Origin of the sequence: Brevundimonas olei (assembly GCF_037055245.1) — a bacterium.
Classification (GTDB): domain Bacteria; phylum Pseudomonadota; class Alphaproteobacteria; order Caulobacterales; family Caulobacteraceae; genus Brevundimonas; species Brevundimonas olei.
Genome location: NZ_CP146369.1, coordinates 1 through 21,884 on the forward strand (window position 1 = coordinate 1; position 21,884 = coordinate 21,884).

The window sequence follows — 21,884 nt, forward strand, 5'->3', positions numbered from 1 at the left end:
ATGATCGGGGGCGCGGCGATGGCGGGAATGACGGATCCCAACCGTATCTGGACCGAGGCGGCGGACCGCCTGAAGGCTGAGATCGGGGACGGACCCTTCAGCAGCTATATCGCGCCCTCCGCGGTGCGCGTGGACTCACAGGGCAATCTGATCCTGGTGACGCCGACCGCCTATGCGCGCGACTGGGTGCGCAAGAACGCCCTGCGCCGGATGAACGAGCTGTGGCTGGGCCTGGACGGCCTGGCCCGCCGCCTGGACGTCCGCTGCCGCGCTGAGATGGGTTCGGTCCCGCCGGCCGCCGCCTCGGGCGTCGCGCCGCGCCTGGCCTCGATCAGCGCCGCCCCCGCCGCCTCGCCTGCCGCCCCCGCCTTCGCTCCGGCCACCGACGGCGCCCGCGCCGTGCGCGCCGCAGGCCTGCAGGAGCGTCTGACCTTCGACAGCTTCGTCGAGGGCCACGGCAACGCCTTCGCCCTGGCCATCGCCAAGCAAGTGGCGACCTGGGCCGACGGCCACTTCAACCCCGTCTTCTTCTGCGGCCCCTACGGCTACGGCAAGACCCACCTGCTGAACGCCATCGCCTGGGAGGCCCAGCGCCTGCGCCCGGACGCCAAGGTGGTCTATCTGACCGCCGAACGCTTCCTGTCGACCTTCGTGCGCGCCATGCAGGACCGCTCGACCGCCGCCTTCAAGGAAAGCCTGCGCTCGGCCGACATGCTGCTGCTGGACGACGTCCAGTTCGTCGGCGGCAAGACCTCGACCCAGGAAGAGCTGCTGAACACCCTCACGGCCCTGATCGAGGACGGCAAGCGCATCGTCCTGTCGGCCGACCGCGCGCCGATGGCCCTGACCGACGTCGAGCCGCGCCTGCGCAGCCACCTGGCCGCCGGCCTGACCTGCCCGGTCGAGGCGGCGGATCGCGACCTGAAGGTCGCCGTCGCCCAGTCGCGCCTGAACGCCCTGGCCCAGTTGGGCGTCGTCTCGGGCGAGGCACGCGCCGATGTGCTGGAGCATCTGATCGATCGCACCCCCGGCTCGATGCGCGAGCTGGAAGGCGCCGTGAACACCCTGGCCGCCGTCGCCGGAAGCCGCCTGTCGGCCCTGACGGTCGATGAGGTTCAATCCCTGCTGGGCGCCGCCCTGCGCACCGGACCCGAGCGCCGCATCACCGTGGACGAGATCCAGAAGACGGTGGCCGAGCACTTCAACCTGAAACAGGCCGACCTGTTGAGCGAGCGTCGCACCCGCGCCATCGCCCGCCCGCGCCAGATCGCCATGTATCTGTGCAAGCAGCACACCACCCGCTCCTATCCCGACATCGGCCGCCGCTTCGGCGGGCGCGACCACACCACCGTCCTGCACGGGGTCCGCAAGATCGAGGAGCTGATGCCCAAGGACGACCAGATCGCCCGCGACGTCGAGGCCCTGACGCGCAAGCTGCGCGGGTAAGTCCCTAGCCCGCTCATCCCGGCGAAGGTCGGGATGAGCGGATTTAAGGACGATCGCCTGTGGAAATCGGGGGCAGACGGCGTAGAGACGCCTCTGCCCGTTGCCCCTTTCGCTCAATGCGCTAGTGTTCCCGCCCATATTTAAGGCGACGCTGCTTCGGCGGGGTCGCGACCGGGCGAGACCATATGCAGCTGACCATCGAACGTTCCGCGCTTCTTCGGGCCCTGGGGCACGTCCAGAGCGTGGTCGAGCGTCGCAACACCATTCCGATCCTGTCCAACGTGCTGCTGAGCGCCGGGCGCGACCGCCTGTCGTTCGCCGCCACCGACCTGGACATGGAAATGGTCGACGAGGCCGAGGCCCAGGTGAACGTCGAGGGCCAGATCACGGCCCCGGCCCACACCCTGTATGAAATCGTGCGCAAGCTGCCGGACGGCGCTGAGGTGTCGCTGACCTATTCGGGCGACGATCCGCGTCTGGTGGTGGCGGCGGGCCGTTCGCGCTTCAACCTGCCGGTCCTGCCGGCGGGCGACTTCCCGGTCATGTCGACCGAGGCCTCGGGCGCGCGCTACACCCTGCCCAAGGACGATCTGGCGCGCCTGATCGACAAGACGCGCTTCGCCGTCTCGACCGAAGAGACGCGCTACTATCTGAACGGCCTCTATCTGCACACGGTGGCCGACGGCGGCATTCCGCTGCTGCGCGCCGTGGCCACCGACGGCCATCGCCTGGCCCTGGCCGAGACCCCGGCGCCCGAAGGCGCGGCGGGCGGCCCCGGCGTCATCGTGCCTCGCAAGACGGTGGACCAGGTCCGCCGCCTGCTGGACGACGGCGCCGGCCCGGTCGAGGTCCAGGTCTCGGCCCAGAAGATCCGCTTCGAGTTCGGCCAGGCCAGCCTGACCTCCAAGGTCATCGACGGCGCCTTCCCCGACTATCTGCGCGTCATCCCCAAGGGCAACGACAAACAGGCCGACATCGACAACGCCCTGTTCGCCAAGGCCGTCGACCGCGTCGCCACCATCTCGGCCGAGAAGAGCCGCTCGGTGAAGCTGGCCTTCGACAACGACCGGGTGAAGCTGACCGTCCGCAACATGGAAGCCGGTCAGGCCGAGGAAGAGGTCGAGATCGGCTATTCCGACGAGCCGTTCGAGATCGGCTTCAACGCCCGCTACCTGCTGGACGTCGCCGGCCAGATCACCGGCGAGACCGCCCACTTCAAGTTCGCGGACCCGGCCAGCCCGACGCTGGTGCTGGATCCGGCCGACGTGGGCGTGCAGTACGTGCTGATGCCGCTGCGGGTGTAGGGCTAACCGGTGCTGCCCCCTCTTCCGCTCATCCCGGCGGACGCCGGGACCCAGTGAGAACCGGGGGCAGGCGGCCGGATGTTCTACGTCTACATTCTGGCCAGCCGCCGCAACGGCACGCTCTATACCGGCTCGACGGATGACTTGCTGAAACGGGTCGCCGAGCATCGCGAGAAGCTGCGCGACGGGTTCACCGCCCGCTACGCTGTCTCTCGTTTGGTTTGGTATGGGGCTCATGACAGTCGGGAGACCGCCTTTGTTCGCGAACGCCGCATCAAGGAATGGCGGCGCGAGTGGAAGCTGGACCTGATCGAGCGTATGAACCCTGAATGGGCCGATCTGTTCGAGACGCTCCTTTGAACCGCGCCGCTTGCGGCCAAAGCACTGGGTCCCGGCGTCCGCCGGGATGAGCGGATAGATTGAGCCTCACCTCCCTCGCCCTCACCGACTTCCGCTCCTATGCGGGCGCGACCCTGCCGGTTTCCGGCGGGACGGTGGTGCTGCATGGGCCGAACGGGGCGGGCAAGACCAACCTTCTGGAGGCGATCAGCCTGCTGACCCCCGGCAAGGGGCTGCGCGGTGCGACGGCGGCCGAGATGGGACGGCGCAATCCGGGCGAGGCGGTCGGGCGGCCCTGGGCCGTGGCGGCGACGCTGCAGGCCGCCGACGGCGACGAAGTGCGCCTGGGCACCGGGGTCCAGACCATGGGCCCGTCGGCGCGGCGCATCGTGCGCATCGACGGCGAGACGGCGCCGCCGGGGCGGCTGCTGGACCACCTCCGCCCGGTCTGGGCCACGCCCGAGCAGGACCGGCTGTTCTCGGACGCGCGGGCGGAGCGACTGCGGTTCTTCGACCGGCTGGTTTTCGCCGCCCATCCCGATCACGCGGCCGTCGTCTCGACCTATGAAAAGGCCCTGCGCGAGCGGCTGCGCCTGCTGACCGACGAGACTCGTCCCGCCGATCCCCTGTGGCTGGACGCGCTGGAGGCGCGGCTGGCCGAGAGCGGGGCCCGGGCGGCGATGGCGCGCGCCGGGGCGTTGAAGGCGCTTCAGGCCGGGATCGACGCTCGCGCCGACCGTCCCTTCCCCCAGGCCGACCTGGGGCTCGCCGGTCCGGCCGAAGAGATGGCGGCGGCGGGCGCGGACGAGGCCGACATCGTCGAGGCGCTGGGCGAAGGCCTGATGCGCGCCCGCACCCGCGACGCGGCGGCCGGTCGCAGCCTGTTCGGGCCGCACCGCTCGGACCTGACGGCCCTGCACCGCGAGAAGAACCGCCCCGCCGCCGAAGGCTCGTCCGGCGAGCAGAAGGCCCTGGTGCTGAACCTGATCCTGGCCCAGGTGGCGCGACTGGCGGATCAGCCTGCGCGGCCCGTTCTGCTGCTGGACGAAGCGCCCGCCCACCTCGACGAAGCCCGCCGCGCCGCCCTGTTCGACGAGATCGAGGCGCTGAGGCTTCAGGCCTTCATGACCGGGACGGAGCGGCCGCTGTTCGCCGCCCTGGAAGGCCGCGCGCAGTTCGTGGCGGTGGAAGGCGGCGGGCTGTCGGCATAGGGCTTAAAGGCTCGCTTTTTCCGTCGAATTTCCTATATATCTGAGACTTCGGGACGCGCTGATTTGCGGCCCTGAAACGGGCGGCTTTCGCGTCGCCTCTTCCCTGTCCGCCCGCGGACCCTGAGCGACGTTTTCATGACCGAACAGACTGCTCCCTCGCCCGAGTACGGCGCCGATTCCATCAAGGTTCTCAAGGGCCTGGACGCGGTGCGCAAGCGCCCCGGCATGTATATCGGCGATACGGACGACGGCTCGGGCCTGCACCACATGGTCTATGAGGTGGTGGACAACGCCATCGACGAGGCCCTGGCCGGGCACGCCGATCTGGTGACCGTCACCCTGAACGAGGACGGCTCGGTCACCGTGACCGACAACGGACGCGGCATTCCGGTGGCGACCCACGCCGAGGAAGGCATTTCGGCGGCCGAGGTCATCATGACCCAGCTGCACGCGGGCGGTAAGTTCGACCAGAACTCCTACAAGGTGTCCGGCGGTCTGCACGGCGTGGGCGTCTCAGTGGTCAACGCCCTGTCGGACTGGCTGGAGCTGGTCATCTATCGCGAGGGCAAGAAGCACAGCGTGCGCTTCGAGCGCGGCGAGACGGTGCGGTCGCTGGCCGTCATCGGCGATGCGCCGATGCGCGAGGACAAGGGCCGTCTGCTGACCGGCACTGAGGTCACCTTCTATCCGTCGATCGACACCTTCAGCCACATCGACTTCGACCTGAAGACGCTGGAACACCGTCTGCGCGAAATGGCCTTCCTGAACTCGGGCGTGGTCATCAAGCTGAGCGACAGGCGCGGGCCGGAGCCGGTCGAGATCCTGCTGCACTATGAGGGCGGGGTCGAAGCCTTCGTGCGCCACCTGGACAAGTCCAAGACGCCGATCCTGAAGGACGTCATCGTCATCCGCGGCCAGAAGGACGGCATCGAGCTGGACCTGGCCATGTGGTGGAACGATTCCTACCACGAGACGATGTTGTGCTTCACCAACAACATCAACCAGAGGGACGGCGGCACCCACCTTTCGGCCTTCCGCACCAGCCTGACGCGCGTCATGGGCGCCTATATCGAAAGCTCAGGACTGGCCAAGAAGGAGAAGGTCTCCATCTCGGGCGAAGATGCGCGCGAGGGCCTGACCTGCGTCCTGTCGGTCAAGGTGCCGGACCCGAAATTCTCCAGCCAGACCAAGGACAAGCTGGTCTCGTCCGAGGTGCGGCCGGCCGTCGAAAGCCTGTGCACCGAAGGCCTGTCGACCTGGTTCGAGGAACACCCGGTCGAGGCCAAGCTGGTCGTCTCCAAGATCATCGAGGCGGCGTCGGCCCGTGAGGCCGCCCGCAAGGCGCGCGACCTGACCCGCCGCAAGTCGGCGCTGGAGATCTCCTCCCTGCCCGGCAAGCTGGCGGACTGTCAGGAACGCGACCCCGCCAAGTCCGAACTGTTCATCGTCGAGGGCGATTCCGCCGGCGGCTCGGCCAAGCAGGCGCGCAACCGCGAGAACCAGGCCGTCCTGCCCCTGCGCGGCAAGATCCTGAACGTCGAGCGCGCCCGCTTCGACCGGATGCTGTCGTCCGACACCATCGGCACCCTGATCCTGGCGCTGGGCACGGGCATCGGCCGCGACGATTTCGACGCGGACAAGCTTCGCTATCACAAGATCATCCTGATGGCGGACGCCGACGTCGACGGCGCCCACATCCGCACCCTGCTGCTGACCTTCTTCTATCGTCAGATGCCGGAGCTGATCGAACGCGGCCACGTCTACATCGCCCAGCCGCCGCTCTATAAGGTCTCCAAGGGCAAGCAGCACCGCTACATCAAGGATCAGGCGGAGATGGACGCCTATCTGATCGAGGAAGGCAGCGCCGAGGCGACGCTGGAGCTGGCCTCGGGCGAGGTGCGCGCCAGCATGGACCTGCAGGAACTGGTCCGCGAGGCCAAGGCGTTCAAGGCCCTGGTCGACCGCCTGGCCGCCCGCGCCCCGGCCTTCGCCATCGAACAGGGCGCCCTGGCGGGCCTGTTCGACGAGAACGCCGGCGAACTGGCCGAACGCGCCGCGCGCGCGGCCGAGCGGCTGAACCTCTACGCCGAAGAGGGCGACGGTCCGTGGAGCGGCGAACCGGCCGCCCAGGGCGGGGTGGCCTTCAACCGCGTGCGCCGCGCCGTCAGCGAGACCATCGTGCTGGACGAGGTGCTGGGTCGGTCGCTGGACGCCCGTCGTCTGGCCGAGCGCGCCGCCGCCTTCGACGGCCTGTTCTCGGCGCCGGCCGTCTATCGCCGCAAGGACAAGACCACGACCATCCGCGGCCCGCTGGACCTGCTGGCGGCCGTTCTGGACGCGGGCAAGAAGGGCATCGCCATTCAGCGCTACAAGGGTCTGGGCGAGATGAACCCGGAACAGCTGTGGGAGACGACGCTGGACGCCAACGCCCGCACCCTGCTGCAGGTCAAGGTCGAGCACGGCGACGACGCCGACGACCTGTTCGCCAAGCTGATGGGCGACGTGGTCGAACCGCGCCGCGAGTTCATCCAGGACAACGCCCTGGACGCCGCCGTCGACGCCTGACGCCTAGAACATCATCAAGACCGTGTGGGCGAGCAGGACGACCAGTCCCGCCCGCTGCACAGCGACGTTCGGCCAGATCAGCATGGGAATGATGCAGGCGTAGCGGACGCCCTGGTAGATCAGGAAGCCGAGCGCGGCGGGAACGAAGCCGTCGTTCAGCGCCACCGCATAGATGACGTTGACGACGCTGCTGGCGAGCACCGGGACCAGCAGGGCCCCGGCCAGAATCCGGCGATGCTCGGCGTAATAGACCTCGAGCGACGCGGTTTCGTCGTGACGGGGCCGGATGACCTGGCTGATGAAGATGTAGGGCAGGGCCATCGCCAGGCAGATGAGAAGCTCGCCGGGGCCTAGCTTCATATCCGCCTGGGCGCGGAACAGGGACAGCCATTGCTGACAGGCTGCGGTCAGGACGACGGCGCCCAGCAGCGGGACCGTCCAGCCGATGACGACGCGGCCGCGCACCTTGTACATCTCCGCGAAGGCGGTCGCGACATTGGCGACCGCCAGCCCGAGCAGCAGGGCGTAGAAGGCGAAAAGCGCGTCAAATTCCGACATTGCGTCCCCTGCCCGCCACGGATGATAACTCCGTTTTTCAAGCGAGGGGAAGCGTCTTTGCGACAGCCGTCGCGGGGCCGTCAGGCGCTGCGGCGGTCCTGCTCGACGCGGTTGCGACCGTTCTGCTTGGCACGATAGAGGGCGTCGTCGGCCGCCTTGACCAGATAGTTCTCGTCCGGATGGCCGCGATGCTCGGCGACGCCGATCGACGCCGTGACGTTGAAGGGCGCCAGGCCCGCCGCCGTGATCGGCTTGGCCGCCAGGGCCAGACGCATCCGCTCGGCGATGGTCGCAGCCTGGTGCAGATGGGTCTCGACCAGGACAATCAGGAATTCCTCCCCGCCGTAACGGAAGACGAAGTCGCTGGGACGGACGTTCTCGGTCACGGCCTCGGCCACCTGGCGCAGCACCTCGTCGCCGACTGGATGGCCGTGCGTGTCGTTGATCCGCTTGAAGTGGTCGACGTCCAGCAGCAGCACCGACAGCGGCGTGTGATTGGTGTTGGCGAAGCCGATCTCACGGCTCAGGATCGATGACAGGAAGCGCCGGTTCAGGGCGCGGGTCAGCGGGTCGCGACCGCCCTCCATGCCCGCCAGCCCCTGGAACATCTCGTTCAGCAGGAAGGCGACCTCCTCGACGGCGGCCTCCAGCGCCTTCAGGGGGGCGGCCAGCTCGGCCGGGGCCGCGCCGGGCGTGAAGCGAGGCAAGAGCGCGCCGTCGATCCGTTCCATCGTCGCGTTCAGCCGCGCCAGGTGCGGCGAGCCGTCGAACAGGAAGTCGGCCCGATGTCGGATCCACAGGCCGAAAGGCGAGGCCCCCAGGGCGCCCGCCCCGTCGACCCCGCCCGAGGCGAGGATGCGGAACAGGGTCTTCTGGCTCCACTCCATCAGGCCGGCGCGCTGGCTCTCGCGCTCGAAGTGGATGTCCTGATCCAGAGAAAAGAGGCGGTAGGCCTCGTCCAGGCGCGCCCGGTTGCTGGCGCCCTTCTCATAGGACTGACTCATCAGGCGAAGGGCGTGATCGATGCGCCGACCGACCAGGCGCAACAGATCGAAGGCCGCTGGGTCCGCCGCAAGATCATCGGCCAGCCGCGCCTTCAGCACCGCCGCCCCGGCCATGACCAGATGCATGGGAATCTTGATGCGGGCGTGGACCTCGCCGATCTTGGTCTGGCGGGCGATGAAGGCCTCGCCCTCGACGTCCTGTTCAGGTGCGAACAGGTCGATCAGCCAGTTGCGCAAGGACGGGCTGAGCCGCTTCTGGACGATGGAGTGGTGCAGGAAGGTCTGGGCCTCGGGATCGTCGAGCAGCACCTGATAGAAGGCCGCCACCATGGCGTCGGCCTGATCATGGAGCAGGGCGCGCAGACGCTCCAGGCTCAGCGGGTCGACCGGCGGCTCGGGAGCGATGGGCGACGTGACGACGGCCGACGTCGGATGGGGCAAGGCGGCGACTCTGACTGTTTACACTACGGGTCCGGCCGCCTGGACGCCGCCTCAGGCGTTGAGGATGGAGCAAGGGATCGCCCGGACAGGGGCATGCGCCCTTGCGGCTAGGCGATAGACGCCCGGCTGCGCCCCGGCAAGGGCGCTTCGACGGCGGCTCAGTCCGCCCGAGGACGCCCGGCCTCGATGAAGGCGCGGATGGACGGGTAGACGAGCGTGCCGCGCTGGTCATCGCACAGCATGTCCTTGATGTAGGAATCCAGCGAGTTCCGAGCGATGGCGTCGAAGTCGTAGCCGTCGTCGATGCGCTCCTGCTCCGCGCCGTCGGGGCCGTAAAGAACCTCCACGCCCGGCTTGGACTGGTTGGCGCTGCAGCGGATGGTGATCTCGCCGGCGGAATAGGACAGGTCGTCGACCGGACCGGACGCCGGAACGCGCGCCAGAACGGCCGTTCGCGCGCCGCTCGCCTCGGTGATGGAGTCCACGTCCAGCATGAAGACCGTGGCCGAGCTGCGCGAAACGACGTGCCAGCTTTCGGCCAGGGCGGGCGATGCCGCCAGGGCGGCGACGGCGGCGACAATGGTGATGACGGTTGGTTTCATCTCATCCTCCCCAGGAACAGGGGGATTTCACTCCTGTTAAGGCGAAAACACAATGGTCCCGCCACGGGCCCGGCCCGGTCGAGGTTTCGCCGTTATCCACGGGCAGGCTGACGCCATGCGCCAATCGCTCTGTTTCGCCCTTCTCTCCGCCGTTCTGACGATCATCCCGTCGAGCGCGCCGGCGCAAAGCGTCTCCGCCGCCCAGGCGGCGCGCCCGACGGCCGCCCCGGCGCCGGCGCCGACGCTGTTCCAGTCCTCGCGCATCCTGGTCGAGACGAAAGGCCAGGGGCCGGACGTGGTGCTCATCCCCGGCCTGGCCTCGACCTCGGCGGTGTGGGCGCGCACGGCGGCGGCTCTGGAAGGCCGCTATCGGGTGCATCTGGTGACGGTGCGCGGCTTCGGCGAGACGGCGCCCGGCGGCAACGCCGAGGGTCTGGTCAGCGCGCCCGTCGCCGCCGAGATCCGCCGCTACATCGAGGAGCAGGGCCTTCGACGCCCGGCCCTGATCGGCCACTCCATGGGCGGCCAGGTGGCCCTGCGGGTCGCCGCCGACGCCGGCGACCGCATCGGCAAGGTCATGGTGGTGGACGCCTCGCCCTTCTTCCCGTCGCTGATCAGCCCCGGATCGACCGCCGCCGACGTCGAACCCCTGGCCCGCATCGCCTATCAGGGCCTGATGCTGCTGGGCGACCAAGCGCTGCGGACCCAGGCGGCCTCCATGGGGCTGGAGCTGGGCGGAGCCGCCGACAATGTGCTGGGCGGCCTCGGCTGGCAGGGCGGCGACCGCCGCGTCCTGGCCCAGGGCCTGTATGAGGTGATGACCACGGACCTGCGCTCGCGTCTGCCGCTGATCGAGGCGCCGGTCACCGTCGTCTACGGCTGGAGCCCGGACGACCGCAGCCCGCGCAGCCACGTCGACGACCTGTTCCGCGCGGGCTACCGCTCCCTGCCCCGCCCGGCCGCCTTCGAACGGGTCGAAGGCGCCGAGCACATGGTCATGATCGATCGCCCGCGGCAGTTTCAGGCGGCGGTCGATCGCTTCCTGCGCTGAGGCGTCAGTTCGGCTGTAGCCGACGGATCGAGGCCAGCAGGGCCGCATCGTCGCTCATGTCGCCTTCGATGACATACTGAGGCCGCTGCGGTTCGTTGTTGCCGCGCGCGCGACCGCGATAGACCTTCATGGGCACGGCGATTTCGGCCAGCCCGCTGGGCAGAGACGCTTGGCGGATCTCCATGTAGACGGTGTCGGCCGAGGTCTCGCGTCCGACCTGGACGGCGCCCACGGTCTTCCACAGGTCGACCGCGTCCAGGCAGGCCGAGCCGCAGCTGGAATCGGTCAGGACGTAGACTCGGCCCTTCATCAGTTGCGGCGTGGGCGGCGACGGGGCGGCGTCGGCCGGCTCCTCGTCATTGGCGCTGCGCCAATAGATCTCGCCGGCGGCCCGGGCCGCCTTCATGCCGTCGACGGCGTCCTCGGCCCAGGCGATCAGCTCCGGCTGGCTATTCGTGGCGCGCAGCTTGTCCAGGAAGGCGGAGATTTCCGCGATGTTGCCGTCCGAGGCGCGCCAATCGACGGATTCGATCGCCGGCTCGGGGTGTGCAGCCATCCAGTCGTCGCCCCACAGGACCTGGGCCATCAGCTGGCTCCAGTGCGAGGAGCCGCCCCCGTTGCCCCGCAGGTCCAGCACCACATAGGGGGCGTCGCGCAGGGCGTCCTGCTTGGTCTTCATGTCGGCGATCAGGGATGTCAGTTCGGCGTGGGCCTCGCTGGCGGGGTCGCCGTTGAACGTGGGGGTCGAGATCCAGAAGCCGCCGTCGTCGAAATGCTTCAGGGCGAAGTCGGGCCTGGCACTCTGCATCAACCGGGCGCGGCGATCGCTCAGATCATCCGGCGCGGCGCGCCAGTCGAGGGCGTAGGTCATGGTCGCGCCGTCGGTCTCGAACCGGCAGGCCTTCATCTCGGTCTGCCACGGATTTTCCGCACTCAGGAACATCCAGTCGCCCAAACGCGTCCGGATCGCCTCCAGGAACCAGCGCCCCCGGAACTGGCCGATGCGTTGTTCGGCCAGGGTCGCGGCGTCCACCCCGTCGCAGTCGATCAGCCGAGCGCCCAGCGGCGGGACGGCGGCGGCGGACTCGTCGCGATCGACCACCACCTGATCGGCGCCGCGATAAACGGTCAGGAAGCCGGGCCAGCGGGTCGGGAAGCCGAAATCCCTCTGGGCCAGGCTGATCTGGACGTGGCCGTCCTCGAAGCTGGCGACATAGGCGCGCAGCGCCCACCACCAGCCGCCCGCGTCGGTCGTGGTCTTCGCCCGCTCCAACGCCGTCGCCAAGCCCTGGTCCAGACGGTCGCGGAACTGGGGGTTGAGCCGGTCATGCACGCCCGGATGGCTGTCGATCATGATGTCGTGCAGGCCGGTCGCGTCCTGAACCAGGGCGGCCGACCAATCGCGCGGCTGCTCCATCGGCCCTGGCGCTCCGTTTGAAGCCTCTTGCGCCTGCACTGCGCCCGCCATCGCCAGGCAGGCGACGCCCGCCGCCAACATCCGGTTCATGAGCATCCTCTCGTCCCTGTCAGCCAAGGGGTGACAGGGGGAGGAACGGCGCGCCAGTTAAGTTTTGGTCATGGCGACCGTCAGACGACGGCCTCCAGCGCCTCCAGCACGGCCGGGCCGTAACGCTCCAGCTTGCCCGCGCCGACGCCGGGAATGACGGCCAGCTGATCCAGACCGCGCGGCTCCTGCAGGGCGATCTCGACCAGGGTCTTGTCCTGGAAGATGACATAGGGCGGCACGCGCTGTTCGACGGCGCGCTCGCGGCGCCAGGCGCGCAGGGCCTCGAAGCGGGCGCGCACGTCGGCGTCCAGCCCCTCGACCGCCAGGTTGCGCCCGGCGTTGCGGCGCGGCTTGTCCAGGGCTGCGGCCCGGATCGGCGCCTGACGCACCCGCACCTCGCGCTCGCCACGATAGACGCCGCGCACGGCCTGAGGGTCGCCCAGGCGGATCAAGGGCTTGCCGTCGTTGGGATCCTCGACCAGCAGCCCCTCGAACATCAGATGGTCGATGACGTCGCGCCAGCCGACCAGCGACAGGTCGGCGCCCACGCCCCAGGTCGACAGCCCCGCTTCCCACGGCTGGACGTCCTTGGTCTTGCCCAGCAGGTGGTCGATGACGCGCGTGCGGCCGAAGCGCTCGCCCAGACGATGCACCGCCGCCAGGGCCTTCTGCGCCGGGACCAGGGCGTCGAAGGTGGCGGGCGGATCGCCGCAGACGTCGCAGACGCCGCACGGCTCGGCGTCCTGCTCGCCGAAATAGCGGCGCACGGACTGCGGGCGGCAGGTCGCGCCGTCCAGCATGGCGAACAGCTGGCGCACCTTGCGAGTCTGGACCTGTTTGACCTCCTCGGCCATCGGGCGGCTGTCGAGGCGGCGCAGGGACCAGGCGATGTCGGACGGACCATACAGGGTGATGCCCTCCGCCGGTTCGCCGTCACGCCCCGCGCGGCCGATCTCCTGCCAATAGGCCTCCAGCGAACCGGGCGGATCGGCGTGGATGACGAAACGCACGTCCGGCTTGTCCACCCCCATGCCGAAGGCGATGGTGGCGACCATGACGGTCCCGTCCTCGGCCAGGAAGCGCTCCAGCCGCCGGTCGCGCTCGCGGGCGTCGAACCCGGCGTGATAGGCGATGGCGTTGGTCCCGGCGTCGCGCAGCGCATCGGCCACCCGCTCGCATCCGTCGCGGCTGCCGCAATAGACCACGCCCGACTGACCGCGCCGTTCACGCACCAGTTCGACCACGCGCGCGTCGGTGCGGGCGCGCGAGCCGTTGACCTTGCGCTCGGCGGTCAGTTGCAGGTTCGGGCGGGCGAAGCTGTCGACGAAGACGCGGGCCTCGCCCAGCTTCAGCGAAGCCAGAATGTCATCGCGCGTGCGGGCGTCGGCGGTGGCCGTCACCGCGATGCGGGGCACACGGGGGAAGATCTCAGCCAGACGGCCCAGGGTGCGGTAGTCGGGGCGGAAGTCGTGGCCCCACTGACTGACGCAGTGCGCCTCGTCGATGGCGATCAGGCTGATGGGCAGTTCGGCCAGGCGCTCCAGCATGGACCCCGACGCCAGGCCTTCCGGCGAGACGTACAGCAGGTCCAGCTCGCCCGAGCGCGCCGCGCGCCAGACGGCCGAACGCTCGTCCATCGTCAGCCCCGAATCCAGACGGGCGGCGGCGACGCCCTGCTGCTTCAGCGCCTCGACCTGATCGGTCATCAGGGCGATCAGCGGCGAGACGACCAGACCCACGCCCTCGCGCAGGATGGCGGGCACCTGATAGCAGACGCTCTTGCCGCCGCCGGTCGGCAGCACGGCCAGCACGTCGCGCCCGGCCAGGACTTCCTCGATCACCGAGGCTTGCAGTCCTCGAAAATCAGCATGGCCCCACACCCGCTCCAGCAGGGTCCGCGCCTCGTCCAGTGTGGGCGAGAAGTCAGCGGGCGGTGGGAAGTCCAACATGGCGGCCGTTGTGCCGTATTCGGCCGGGGGTGTCACCCGCGAACCCTTCTCCCGCTGTGGGAGAAGGGATTATAGGCAGCGTCATGACCATGCTTCTCTACGGCCGCCCGCCCGCGGTGTTCGATCCGCCGTCGACGGCGACCCAGACCTCGCCTCTGATCCCCGGCTCGACGGCGCTGGAAACGGTCGCGCCCGGATCGGCCGACGGGGCGATGCTCTACGCTCCGCCGGGCGCAGTGGAGCGGCGCTATACGCTGGCCCTGGCGCTGAAGGCGCTGAAGCCCGGCGGTCGGCTCGACGTCATGGCGCCCAAGGACAAGGGCGGCTCGCGTCTGGGCAAGGAGTTGAAGGCCTTTGGTCTTGAGGTTATCGAGACGGCCAAGGCCCACCATCGCCGCTGCGTCGTCATCCGCTCCGAGACCGTCGAGGGGCTGGACGCCGCCATCGAGGCGGGCGCGCCGCGCGTGGTTCCGGGGCTCGACGCCTGGTCGCAGCCGGGCGTCTTCGCCTGGGACCGGATCGATCCGGGCACGGCGCTGCTGGCGCAGGTGCTGCCGCCGCTGAAGGGGGCGGGCGCCGATCTGGGGTGCGGCTTCGGGGCGCTGTCGACGGTGGTGCTGCGCTCGCCCGGCGTGACGGCTTTGCGGCTGGTCGACATCGACCGGCGCGCGGTCGAGGCGGCCAAGCGCAATGTCGAGGACGCGCGCGCCAGTTTCGACTGGGCCGATGTGCGGACGCTGGAAGCGGCGGGCGACCTGGATTTCATCGTCAGCAATCCCCCCTTCCACGACGGCGGGGCCGAGGACCGGCGGCTAGGCCAGAACTTCATCCGCAAGGCGGCCGAGATGCTGAGGAAGGGCGGGACCGCCTGGATCGTCGCCAACCGCCACCTGCCCTATGAGGCCGAGCTGGACGGGGCCTTCAAGCGGGTGCGGATGGTCGTGGATCAGGGCGGCTACAAGATTTTCGAGGCGGTGAAATAGTGGCGGGCAAGATTCCGACATCGCGCGTGGACAAGCTGCTCGGCTCGATGGGCTACGGCTCGCGGGCCGAGATGGCGCGGCTGGGCAAGGCGGGCGGCGTCGTGCTGGACGGCGCCGATCTGACCGATGTGTCGAAGCGCATTCCGGTGACGCCCGATCTGCCGACGCGCATGGAGATCGACGGCGAGCCGCTGGACCCCGTGCCCGGCCTCGTCATCCTTTTGAACAAGCCGCTGGGCATGACCTGCTCGCACAAGGAGGATGGGGCGCTGGTCTATGACGTCCTGCCCGACCGCTGGCGGCGGCGCGATCCGGCGATCTCGACCATCGGGCGGCTGGACAAGCAGACGAGCGGCCTGCTGCTGCTGACCGACGACGGCGACCTGCTGCACCGGGTGATCAGCCCCAAGCGCCATGTGGTCAAGGTCTATCGCGCGACGCTGGCGCGGCCGCTGAACGGGACGGAAGGGGCGCTGTTCGCCTCCGGCGAACTGGTGCTGGAGGGCGAGGACAAGCCGCTGGCGCCCGCCGTGCTGGAGGTGGTGTCGCCGACCGAGGCGCGGTTGACGGTGACGGAGGGCCGCTATCACCAGGTGCGCCGCATGTTCGCGGCGGTCGGCAATCACGTCGAGGCGTTGCACCGCGAGCGGCTGGGCGAGCTGACGCTGCCGGATGAGCTGGCGCCGGGCGAATGGCGGCTGCTGACCGAGGATGAGGTGGCGTCGATCTTCGCCTGAACCTTCCTTTCGTCATCCTCCGACGAGCGTAGCGAGATCGGGGAACCCAGCGGCGCCCGTCACGGCGAAAGACCCGCACGCCGCGCTTGCCGCAAGGATCGCCTTCGGCGCCGCTGGGTCCCCCGGTCTGCGCCGCTTGCGCGGCTTGCCGGAGGATGACGAGGGTAAGGGAAGTGCGGCGCTTGACCTGCCCGCCGCAGTCGCGCACCTGCCTGTCTCATGACACTCACCAAGATCTGCGGCCTGACGACGCCGGATACGCTGGATGCGGCGCTGGACGGCGGAGCGGCCTTTGTCGGGGCGGTGGTGTTTCCCAATAGCCCGCGCCATATCCCGCCGCTGCACGCCGCCACCCTGTTCGACCGGGCGCGAGGCAAGGCGAAGGTGGTCGCCGTCCTGGTCGACCCCGACGACGCCCTGTTGAGCGAAGTCGCCCTGATCCTGCGGCCCGACTTCATCCAGTTGCACGGCCATGAGACGCCGCAGCGCGTGGGCGAAGCCCGACGGCTGACGGGGGCGGGGGTCATCAAGGCGCTGCCGATCCGGGACGAGGCGGACTTCGCCGGCGTCGCCGATTGGACCGGCGTCGCCGATCATCTGCTGTTCGACGCCAGGCCGCCGAAAGGCGCCGACCTGCCCGGCGGCGTGGGGGTCTCGTTCGACTGGACGTTGATGCAGAACCGGGCGCTTCCGGCAAACTGGTTCCTCGCGGGCGGGCTGGACCCGCAAAATGTTTCCGAGGCGGTGCGGATTTCCGGGGCGCCGATGGTCGATGTCTCCTCTGGCGTTGAAAGCGCGCCGGGTGTTAAGGACCGGGCCCTGATCAAAGCTTTTCTGGACGCCGCATCGCGGTCCTGATTTCGTCGCCTTCCTCCCTGAAGACTTTCGTTGTGCCCCAGACTGTGAACGCCCTATCGAATTCCTACGCCTGGCCTGACGCCGAAGGCCGCTTCGGCCCCTATGGCGGCCGCTTCGTGCCCGAAACCCTGATGCCGCTGATCCACGAGCTGGATGCGGCCTATAAGGCGGCCAAGGCGGACCCCGGCTTCCAGGCCGAACTGGACGGCTATCTGGAGCACTATGTCGGCCGCGCCAGCCCGCTCTATTTCGCCGAGCGGCTGACCGAGCATTTCGGCGGCGCCAAGATCTGGCTGAAGCGCGAGGATCTGAATCACACAGGCGCGCACAAGATCAACAACTGCATGGGCCAGATCCTGCTGGCCCGCCGCATGGGCAAGACGCGCATCATCGCCGAGACCGGCGCCGGTCAGCACGGGGTCGCCTCGGCCACCGTCTGCGCTCGCTTCGGCCTGCCCTGCACCGTCTACATGGGCGCCGTCGACGTGGCCCGGCAGCAGCCGAACGTCTTCCGCATGAAGCTGCTGGGCGCCGAGGTCTCGGCGGTGACGGCGGGGGCGGCGACGCTGAAGGACGCCATGAACGAGGCGATGCGCGACTGGGTCACCAATGTCGCCGACACCTACTACATCATCGGCACGGCGGCGGGCCCGGCCCCCTACCCGGCCATGGTGCGCGACTTCCAGTCGGTGATCGGCAAGGAGATCAAGGCCCAGGCCCAGCGTCAGATGGGCCGCCTGCCCGACGCGGTCATGGCCTGCATCGGCGGCGGTTCCAACGCCATCGGCGCCATGCATCCCTTCATCGAAGACGAGGCCGTGCGTCTGATCGGGGTCGAGGCGGCGGGCCTCGGCCTGGACACCCCCGACCACGCCGCCAGCCTGAAGGGCGGGCGCTCGGGCGTGCTGCACGGCAACCGCACCTATCTGCTGCAGGACGCGGACGGCCAGATTCTGGAGGGGCACTCCATCTCGGCCGGGCTCGACTATCCGGGCATCGGGCCGGAGCACGCCTGGCTGCACGATCTGGGCCGGGGCGAATATCTGTCGGCCACAGACCATGAGGCGCTGGACGCGTTCCAGACCCTGTGCAAGCTGGAAGGCATCATCCCGGCGCTGGAGTCCTCGCACGCCCTGGCGCGCGCCGGCGACGTCGCCAGACAGATCGGCAAGGACGGCGATCTGGTGATCGTCCTGTCGGGCCGGGGCGACAAGGACATCAACACTGTGGCCAAGCATCTGGACGTGGAGCTGTGATGATGAAGACCCTGCTGATCGCCGCCGCCATCGCGGCCCTCTCTCCGACCCTGACCCTGGCGCAGAACACGGCCGCCCCAGCGCCCCAGGCGCCGGTTCAGGCGGCCCCGGCCATCCCGCCCGGTCCGGCGGCCACGGGAATGCCGGTCCTGCCTCCGGCGACGGAAGCGGCCGACTGCGGCGGCCTGCTGCGCAGTCCGGCCTTCTGCGTGACGGCCCAACTGGATCAGATCGGCGCCCTGGCCGACGCCTATACGGAGCACCTCTCCACCCTGAACTGGCTGGCGGCGGACGGCGACGACAACCGCGTCATCTTCGTGCGCCGCCGCGACGGCGGCGGCTGCGACGGCCTGCAGATGGTCGCCTTCTATGACGTGTCCAAGCCCGCCGAGGCGACCGCTCCGGGCTACCTGGGCTTCGCCGTCATTCCCGGTGATGTCTGCGCCGCGACGCCCGAGACTCCGGCGCCGACGCCTTCGGGAGGAGCGGCTCAGTGACGACCGCACGCATCGACGCCCGCTTCGCCAAGCTGAAGGCCGAGAACCGGGCCGGTCTGGTCCCCTATGTCATGACCGGCGATCCCAGCCGGGACGAGGCGCTGGAGATCCTCAAGGGCCTGCCCGCCGCAGGCGCCGACCTGATCGAACTGGGCCTGGCCTTCTCGGACCCGATGGCCGAGGGGCCGCCGATCCAGCGCGCCGCCCTGCGCGGGCTGAAGGCGGGGATGACCCTGCGCGGCACGCTCGACCTCGTGGCCGACTTCCGCAAGGTCGATCAGGACACGCCGCTGATCCTGATGGGCTATCTGAACCCGGTGGAATCCTACGGCTATGAGGTCTTCGCCCGCGATGCGGCCGAGGCCGGGGTGGACGGCATCATCGTCGTCGACTGTCCGCCGGAAGAGGCCGGGCCGCTGGCCGCCGCCCTGGACGCGGCCGAGGTCTCCTTGATCCGCCTGGCCACGCCGACGTCCGACGACGACCGGCTGAAGGTCATCGCCGAGGGCACGTCGGGCTTCGTCTACTATGTCTCCGTCGCCGGGGTGACCGGGGTGAAGGAGGCCGTGGCCGCCGAGGTGGCGCCCGCCGTCGAGCGCGTCCGGCGCGCGGCCGGCCTCCCCGTCGCCGTCGGTTTCGGCGTCAGGACGCCCGAACGCGCCGCCGAGATCGCCCGCGTCGCCGACGCCGTGGTGGCCGGCTCGGTCTTCGTGGACGAGGTCGCCGCCGCTCTCGAGGCGAACGAACCCGCCGCGCCGCGCGTTCTGGCCAAGGTGAAGGCCCTGGCCGATGCGGTTCATGGCGCCCGCGCTAGTGCTTCCGTGACGGAAACCGTTTAAAGGCCCCGCCCATGGTCGATAAGAATCCCGAGAACAAGGCACGCGGCGGCTGGCTGTCGCGTTTCGCGCCGGGCGTGCGCAAGATCGTCAGCCCGCGCGACACCCCGGACAATCTGTGGGTCAAGGACCCCGACACGGGCGAGATGCTGTTCCGCTCGGACCTGGAGGCGGCCCTGTGGGTCACGCCGTCGGGCCGTCACATGCGGATCAACGCCCCGACGCGCCTGAAGGCCACCTTCGACGACGGCCTGTATGAGGCGATCGACACGCCGGACGTGCCGGAAGACCCGCTGAAGTTCTCGGACGGCAAACCCTATCGCGACCGCCTGTCGGCGGCGCGCAAGGCGGCGGGCCGCAAGGACACCATGGCCATCGGCTACGGCCGCATCGGCGGCGCCCCCGCCGTGGTCATCGTGCAGGACTTCACCTTCATGGGCGGTTCGCTGGGCATGGCGGCGGGCGAGGCCTTCATCGCCGCCGCGCGCGAGGCGGTGAAGCGCAATGTTCCCTTCGTCTGCTACACCGCCGCCGGCGGGGCGCGGATGCAGGAAGGCGCCCTCAGCCTGATGCAGATGGCGCGCACCACCCTGGCCGTTCAGGAAGTGAAGGCGGCCAAGCTGCCCTACGTCGTGGTGCTGACCGACCCGACCACGGGCGGGGTCACGGCTTCCTACGCCATGCTGGGCGACGTCCACCTGGCCGAGCCGGGCGCCCTGATCGGCTTCGCCGGCCCGCGCGTGATCGAGACCACCATCCGCGAGAAACTGCCGCCGGGCTTCCAGCGCGCCGAATATCTCAAGGACAAGGGCATGGTCGACAAGGTGGTGTCGCGCGGCGACCTGCCGACGACGCTGGGCCTGATCCTGTCCATGCTGATGAGCGGTACGGCCCAGAAGAAGGCTGCCTAACCGCAGGCTCTTTCCATGGACCCGATTTCGGAACGCCTGCGCGCCCGGCATCCCCAGCGCATCGACCTGTCGCTGGATCGGATGCGGGCCCTGTGCGAGGCGCTCGGGAATCCGCAGGACAAACTGCCGCCGGTCGTCCATGTCGCGGGCACCAACGGCAAGGGCTCGACGGTCGCCCTGATCCGCGCCGTCGCCGAGGCCGCGGGCCTGCGCGTCCACGCCTACACCTCGCCGCATCTGGTGCGCTTCAACGAGCGTATCCGGCTGGCCGGGACGCTGATCGCGGATGACGCCCTGAACGCCACCCTCGACCGGGTCGAGGCGGCCATGGCCGACACGGGCGGGCAGGCCACCGTGTTCGAGAGCACCACGGCGGCGGGCTTTCTGGCCATGAGCGAAACCCCTGCGGACCTGGCGGTCATCGAGGTGGGCCTCGGCGGCGTGCTGGACGCCACCAACGTCATCGCCCGGCCCCTGCTCAGCGTCATCACCCCCGTCGATCTGGACCACGCCGAGTTCCTGGGCACGACCCTCGAGGGCGTGGCGGGCGAGAAGGCGGGCATATTGAAAGCGGGCGCGCGCGGCGTCGTGGCGCGCCAGTCCGAGGCGGCCATGGCCGTGATCGCGCGCCGCGCGGCCGAGGTCGGCTCGCCCCTGACCGTCATGGGCGTGGACTTCGACGCCTGGGCCGAACGCGGCGGCCTCGTCTATCAGGATCAGGAGCGTTTCCTCGACCTGCCCGCGCCCGCCCTGTCCGGCGCGCACCAGTTCGACAACGCCGGCGTCGCCATCGCCGCCGCGCTGGAGCTGGACCTGCCCGAAACCGCCATCGCCGAGGGGCTGAAGAGCGTGCGCTGGCCCGCGCGAATGCAGCGGCTGACCGCCGGCCCCTATGCCGACAAGGCCCAGAAGGCCGACGCCGAACTGTGGCTGGACGGCGGGCACAACCCGCACGCCGCCCGCGCCCTGGCCCGCGCCCTGGCCGACCGCCAGACGCGCGCCCCGCGCCCCACGGCCCTGATCGTCGGCATGCTGGCCAACAAGGACGCCGGCGGCTTCTTCGAGGCGCTGAAGGGCATCGACGCCCAGGTCTTCACCGTCGGCTTTGACGGAGCGGCCGCCGAGCCGGAGGCTTTGGCCGCCGTCGCCCAGGGACGCGGCTTCGGCGCCATGGCGGCGGGATCGGTGGACGCCGCGCTGGAGCGCGCACTGGCCCTGGGCGCCGGGCGGATGGTCATCTGCGGCTCCCTCTATCTGGCGGGCGAGGTGTTGGGCGCTAGTCGCGAGACCTGGCCCGTATAAGCAAACGCGCCGCCTCTCCCTCCCCTTCATGGGGAGGGTGGTCGCGAAGCGACCGGGTGGGGAGGGCCTGGGCGAAGCGGGCAAAGAAAAAGGCGGCGCCCCGTCAGCGGCACCGCCCCACCCGACTTCGCCCTACGGGCTCAGCCACCCTCCCCATGAAGGGGAGGGAGAAAACTCAGTCCGCCTTCACGCCGGCTTCGGCCAGCCATTCGACGATCTTGCCTTTGGGCATGGCGCCGACCTTCATTGAGGTCATCTGGCCGTCTTTGAACAGCATCAGGGTCGGGATGCCCTTCACGCCCATCTTGGACGGGACCATGGGGCTGTCGTCGATGTTGACCTTGGCGACCGTGACCTTGCCGGCCAGTTCGTCGGCGATCTGCTCCAGCGCCGGACCGATCTGTTTGCAGGGACCGCACCACTCGGCCCAGAAGTCCACCAGGACGGGGGTCGAGGACTTCAGGACGTCGGCGTCGAAGCTGTCGTCGGTGACTTTCACAGTCGCCATGAATGGCTCTCCTTTGGTG

General features: G+C 69.5%; 20 protein-coding genes. 14 read left to right on the top strand and 6 right to left on the bottom strand.

What is annotated here, in order from left to right; translation table 11 throughout:
• Nucleotides 1-27 precede the first annotated feature (27 nt).
• From dnaA to gyrB, 5 genes are all read left to right on the top strand, one after another.
• Nucleotides 28-1,446: a chromosomal replication initiator protein DnaA gene (gene dnaA / locus V8J38_RS00005; RefSeq protein WP_338577264.1), complete on the top strand. Its 1,419-nt coding sequence runs from the start codon at nt 28-30 to the stop codon at nt 1,444-1,446.
• A 185-nt stretch (nt 1,447-1,631) separates the two neighbouring features.
• Nucleotides 1,632-2,750, top strand: coding sequence for a DNA polymerase III subunit beta (gene dnaN / locus V8J38_RS00010; protein WP_312220873.1), 1,119 nt, complete (start codon nt 1,632-1,634; stop codon nt 2,748-2,750).
• 78 nt (nt 2,751-2,828) lie between these two features.
• Nucleotides 2,829-3,110, top strand: coding sequence for a GIY-YIG nuclease family protein (locus tag V8J38_RS00015; RefSeq protein ID WP_338577265.1), 282 nt, complete (start codon nt 2,829-2,831; stop codon nt 3,108-3,110).
• 59 nt (nt 3,111-3,169) lie between these two features.
• Complete coding sequence (recF, locus tag V8J38_RS00020; protein WP_338577266.1) at nt 3,170-4,300, top strand: DNA replication/repair protein RecF; 1,131 nt, start codon at nt 3,170-3,172, stop codon at nt 4,298-4,300.
• Nucleotides 4,301-4,435: 135 nt separating this feature from the next.
• Nucleotides 4,436-6,865 (top strand): DNA topoisomerase (ATP-hydrolyzing) subunit B, encoded by a 2,430-nt coding sequence (gene gyrB, locus V8J38_RS00025; protein ID WP_291781061.1) that lies wholly within the window; start codon nt 4,436-4,438, stop codon nt 6,863-6,865.
• Nucleotides 6,866-6,868: 3 nt separating this feature from the next.
• Here the strand turns inward: gyrB and V8J38_RS00030 are convergent, their stop codons facing one another.
• The 3 genes from V8J38_RS00030 to V8J38_RS00040 form a co-directional block, all read right to left on the bottom strand.
• Nucleotides 6,869-7,423 carry a hypothetical protein gene (locus V8J38_RS00030; RefSeq protein ID WP_338577267.1) on the bottom strand — a complete coding sequence of 185 codons (555 nt, stop codon included), beginning with the start codon at nt 7,421-7,423 and terminating at the stop codon, nt 6,869-6,871.
• Between the two features lie 80 nt (nt 7,424-7,503).
• Nucleotides 7,504-8,868 (bottom strand): GGDEF domain-containing protein, encoded by a 1,365-nt coding sequence (locus tag V8J38_RS00035; RefSeq protein ID WP_338577268.1) that lies wholly within the window; start codon nt 8,866-8,868, stop codon nt 7,504-7,506.
• A gap of 158 nt (nt 8,869-9,026) precedes the next feature.
• On the bottom strand, nt 9,027-9,470 hold the full coding sequence (locus tag V8J38_RS00040) for a hypothetical protein (RefSeq protein ID WP_291781052.1): 444 nt from the start codon (nt 9,468-9,470) through the stop codon (nt 9,027-9,029).
• Nucleotides 9,471-9,585: 115 nt separating this feature from the next.
• Here V8J38_RS00040 and V8J38_RS00045 point away from each other — a divergent pair, with 115 nt between their 5' ends.
• Entirely contained in the window at nt 9,586-10,521 is a 936-nt protein-coding gene (locus V8J38_RS00045; RefSeq protein WP_338577269.1) for an alpha/beta hydrolase, read from the top strand.
• 4 nt (nt 10,522-10,525) lie between these two features.
• Here V8J38_RS00045 and V8J38_RS00050 read toward each other — a convergent pair whose 3' ends face one another.
• Together V8J38_RS00050 and recQ are read right to left on the bottom strand one after the other, a co-directional pair.
• Nucleotides 10,526-12,028, bottom strand: coding sequence for a S41 family peptidase (locus tag V8J38_RS00050; protein ID WP_338577270.1), 1,503 nt, complete (start codon nt 12,026-12,028; stop codon nt 10,526-10,528).
• 80 nt (nt 12,029-12,108) lie between these two features.
• Entirely contained in the window at nt 12,109-13,977 is a 1,869-nt protein-coding gene (gene recQ / locus V8J38_RS00055) for a DNA helicase RecQ (RefSeq protein WP_338578640.1), read from the bottom strand.
• A gap of 83 nt (nt 13,978-14,060) precedes the next feature.
• Between recQ and V8J38_RS00060 the strand changes: the two genes are divergently transcribed.
• From V8J38_RS00060 to V8J38_RS00095, 8 genes are all read left to right on the top strand, one after another.
• Nucleotides 14,061-14,960, top strand: a complete 900-nt coding sequence (locus V8J38_RS00060) for a class I SAM-dependent methyltransferase (protein ID WP_338577271.1) — start codon at nt 14,061-14,063, stop codon at nt 14,958-14,960.
• On the top strand, nt 14,960-15,697 hold the full coding sequence (locus V8J38_RS00065) for a 16S rRNA pseudouridine(516) synthase (RefSeq protein WP_338577272.1): 738 nt from the start codon (nt 14,960-14,962) through the stop codon (nt 15,695-15,697). The genes V8J38_RS00060 and V8J38_RS00065 overlap by 1 nt, the downstream gene beginning before the upstream one ends.
• A 219-nt stretch (nt 15,698-15,916) precedes the next feature.
• Entirely contained in the window at nt 15,917-16,555 is a 639-nt protein-coding gene (locus V8J38_RS00070) for a phosphoribosylanthranilate isomerase (RefSeq protein WP_338577273.1), read from the top strand.
• A gap of 32 nt (nt 16,556-16,587) precedes the next feature.
• A complete protein-coding gene (gene trpB, locus V8J38_RS00075; RefSeq protein WP_338577274.1) occupies nt 16,588-17,811 on the top strand; it encodes a tryptophan synthase subunit beta in 1,224 nt (407 codons plus the stop codon).
• The gene (locus V8J38_RS00080) at nt 17,811-18,308 is read left to right on the top strand and encodes a hypothetical protein (RefSeq protein WP_291781033.1); all 498 of its coding nucleotides are present in this window, start codon (nt 17,811-17,813) and stop codon (nt 18,306-18,308) included. The genes trpB and V8J38_RS00080 overlap by 1 nt, the downstream gene beginning before the upstream one ends.
• Complete coding sequence (trpA, locus tag V8J38_RS00085) at nt 18,305-19,147, top strand: tryptophan synthase subunit alpha (protein WP_291781030.1); 843 nt, start codon at nt 18,305-18,307, stop codon at nt 19,145-19,147. The genes V8J38_RS00080 and trpA overlap by 4 nt, the downstream gene beginning before the upstream one ends.
• Before the next feature lie 11 nt (nt 19,148-19,158).
• Complete coding sequence (locus tag V8J38_RS00090) at nt 19,159-20,055, top strand: acetyl-CoA carboxylase carboxyltransferase subunit beta (RefSeq protein WP_338577275.1); 897 nt, start codon at nt 19,159-19,161, stop codon at nt 20,053-20,055.
• Nucleotides 20,056-20,070: 15 nt separating this feature from the next.
• Nucleotides 20,071-21,357, top strand: coding sequence for a folylpolyglutamate synthase/dihydrofolate synthase family protein (locus tag V8J38_RS00095; RefSeq protein ID WP_338577276.1), 1,287 nt, complete (start codon nt 20,071-20,073; stop codon nt 21,355-21,357).
• A 175-nt stretch (nt 21,358-21,532) separates the two neighbouring features.
• Here V8J38_RS00095 and trxA read toward each other — a convergent pair whose 3' ends face one another.
• A complete protein-coding gene (gene trxA / locus V8J38_RS00100; RefSeq protein ID WP_003168818.1) occupies nt 21,533-21,865 on the bottom strand; it encodes a thioredoxin in 333 nt (110 codons plus the stop codon).
• Between the last annotated feature and the right edge of the window lie 19 nt (nt 21,866-21,884).

Excerpts from the sequence above, each read along its gene's own strand:
- dnaA (WP_338577264.1), top strand. The coding sequence starts at position 28 with ATGACGGATCCCAACCGTATCTGGACCGAGGCGGCGGACCGCCTGAAG.
- dnaN (WP_312220873.1), top strand. The coding sequence starts at position 1,632 with ATGCAGCTGACCATCGAACGTTCCGCGCTTCTTCGGGCCCTGGGGCAC.
- V8J38_RS00015 (WP_338577265.1), top strand. The coding sequence starts at position 2,829 with ATGTTCTACGTCTACATTCTGGCCAGCCGCCGCAACGGCACGCTCTAT.
- gyrB (WP_291781061.1), top strand. The coding sequence starts at position 4,436 with ATGACCGAACAGACTGCTCCCTCGCCCGAGTACGGCGCCGATTCCATC.
- V8J38_RS00030 (WP_338577267.1), bottom strand. The coding sequence starts at position 7,423 with ATGTCGGAATTTGACGCGCTTTTCGCCTTCTACGCCCTGCTGCTCGGG.
- V8J38_RS00040 (WP_291781052.1), bottom strand. The coding sequence starts at position 9,470 with ATGAAACCAACCGTCATCACCATTGTCGCCGCCGTCGCCGCCCTGGCG.
- V8J38_RS00045 (WP_338577269.1), top strand. The coding sequence starts at position 9,586 with ATGCGCCAATCGCTCTGTTTCGCCCTTCTCTCCGCCGTTCTGACGATC.
- V8J38_RS00050 (WP_338577270.1), bottom strand. The coding sequence starts at position 12,028 with ATGAACCGGATGTTGGCGGCGGGCGTCGCCTGCCTGGCGATGGCGGGC.
- recQ (WP_338578640.1), bottom strand. The coding sequence starts at position 13,977 with ATGTTGGACTTCCCACCGCCCGCTGACTTCTCGCCCACACTGGACGAG.
- V8J38_RS00060 (WP_338577271.1), top strand. The coding sequence starts at position 14,061 with ATGACCATGCTTCTCTACGGCCGCCCGCCCGCGGTGTTCGATCCGCCG.
- V8J38_RS00070 (WP_338577273.1), top strand. The coding sequence starts at position 15,917 with ATGACACTCACCAAGATCTGCGGCCTGACGACGCCGGATACGCTGGAT.
- V8J38_RS00080 (WP_291781033.1), top strand. The coding sequence starts at position 17,811 with ATGATGAAGACCCTGCTGATCGCCGCCGCCATCGCGGCCCTCTCTCCG.
- V8J38_RS00090 (WP_338577275.1), top strand. The coding sequence starts at position 19,159 with ATGGTCGATAAGAATCCCGAGAACAAGGCACGCGGCGGCTGGCTGTCG.
- V8J38_RS00095 (WP_338577276.1), top strand. The coding sequence starts at position 20,071 with ATGGACCCGATTTCGGAACGCCTGCGCGCCCGGCATCCCCAGCGCATC.
- trxA (WP_003168818.1), bottom strand. The coding sequence starts at position 21,865 with ATGGCGACTGTGAAAGTCACCGACGACAGCTTCGACGCCGACGTCCTG.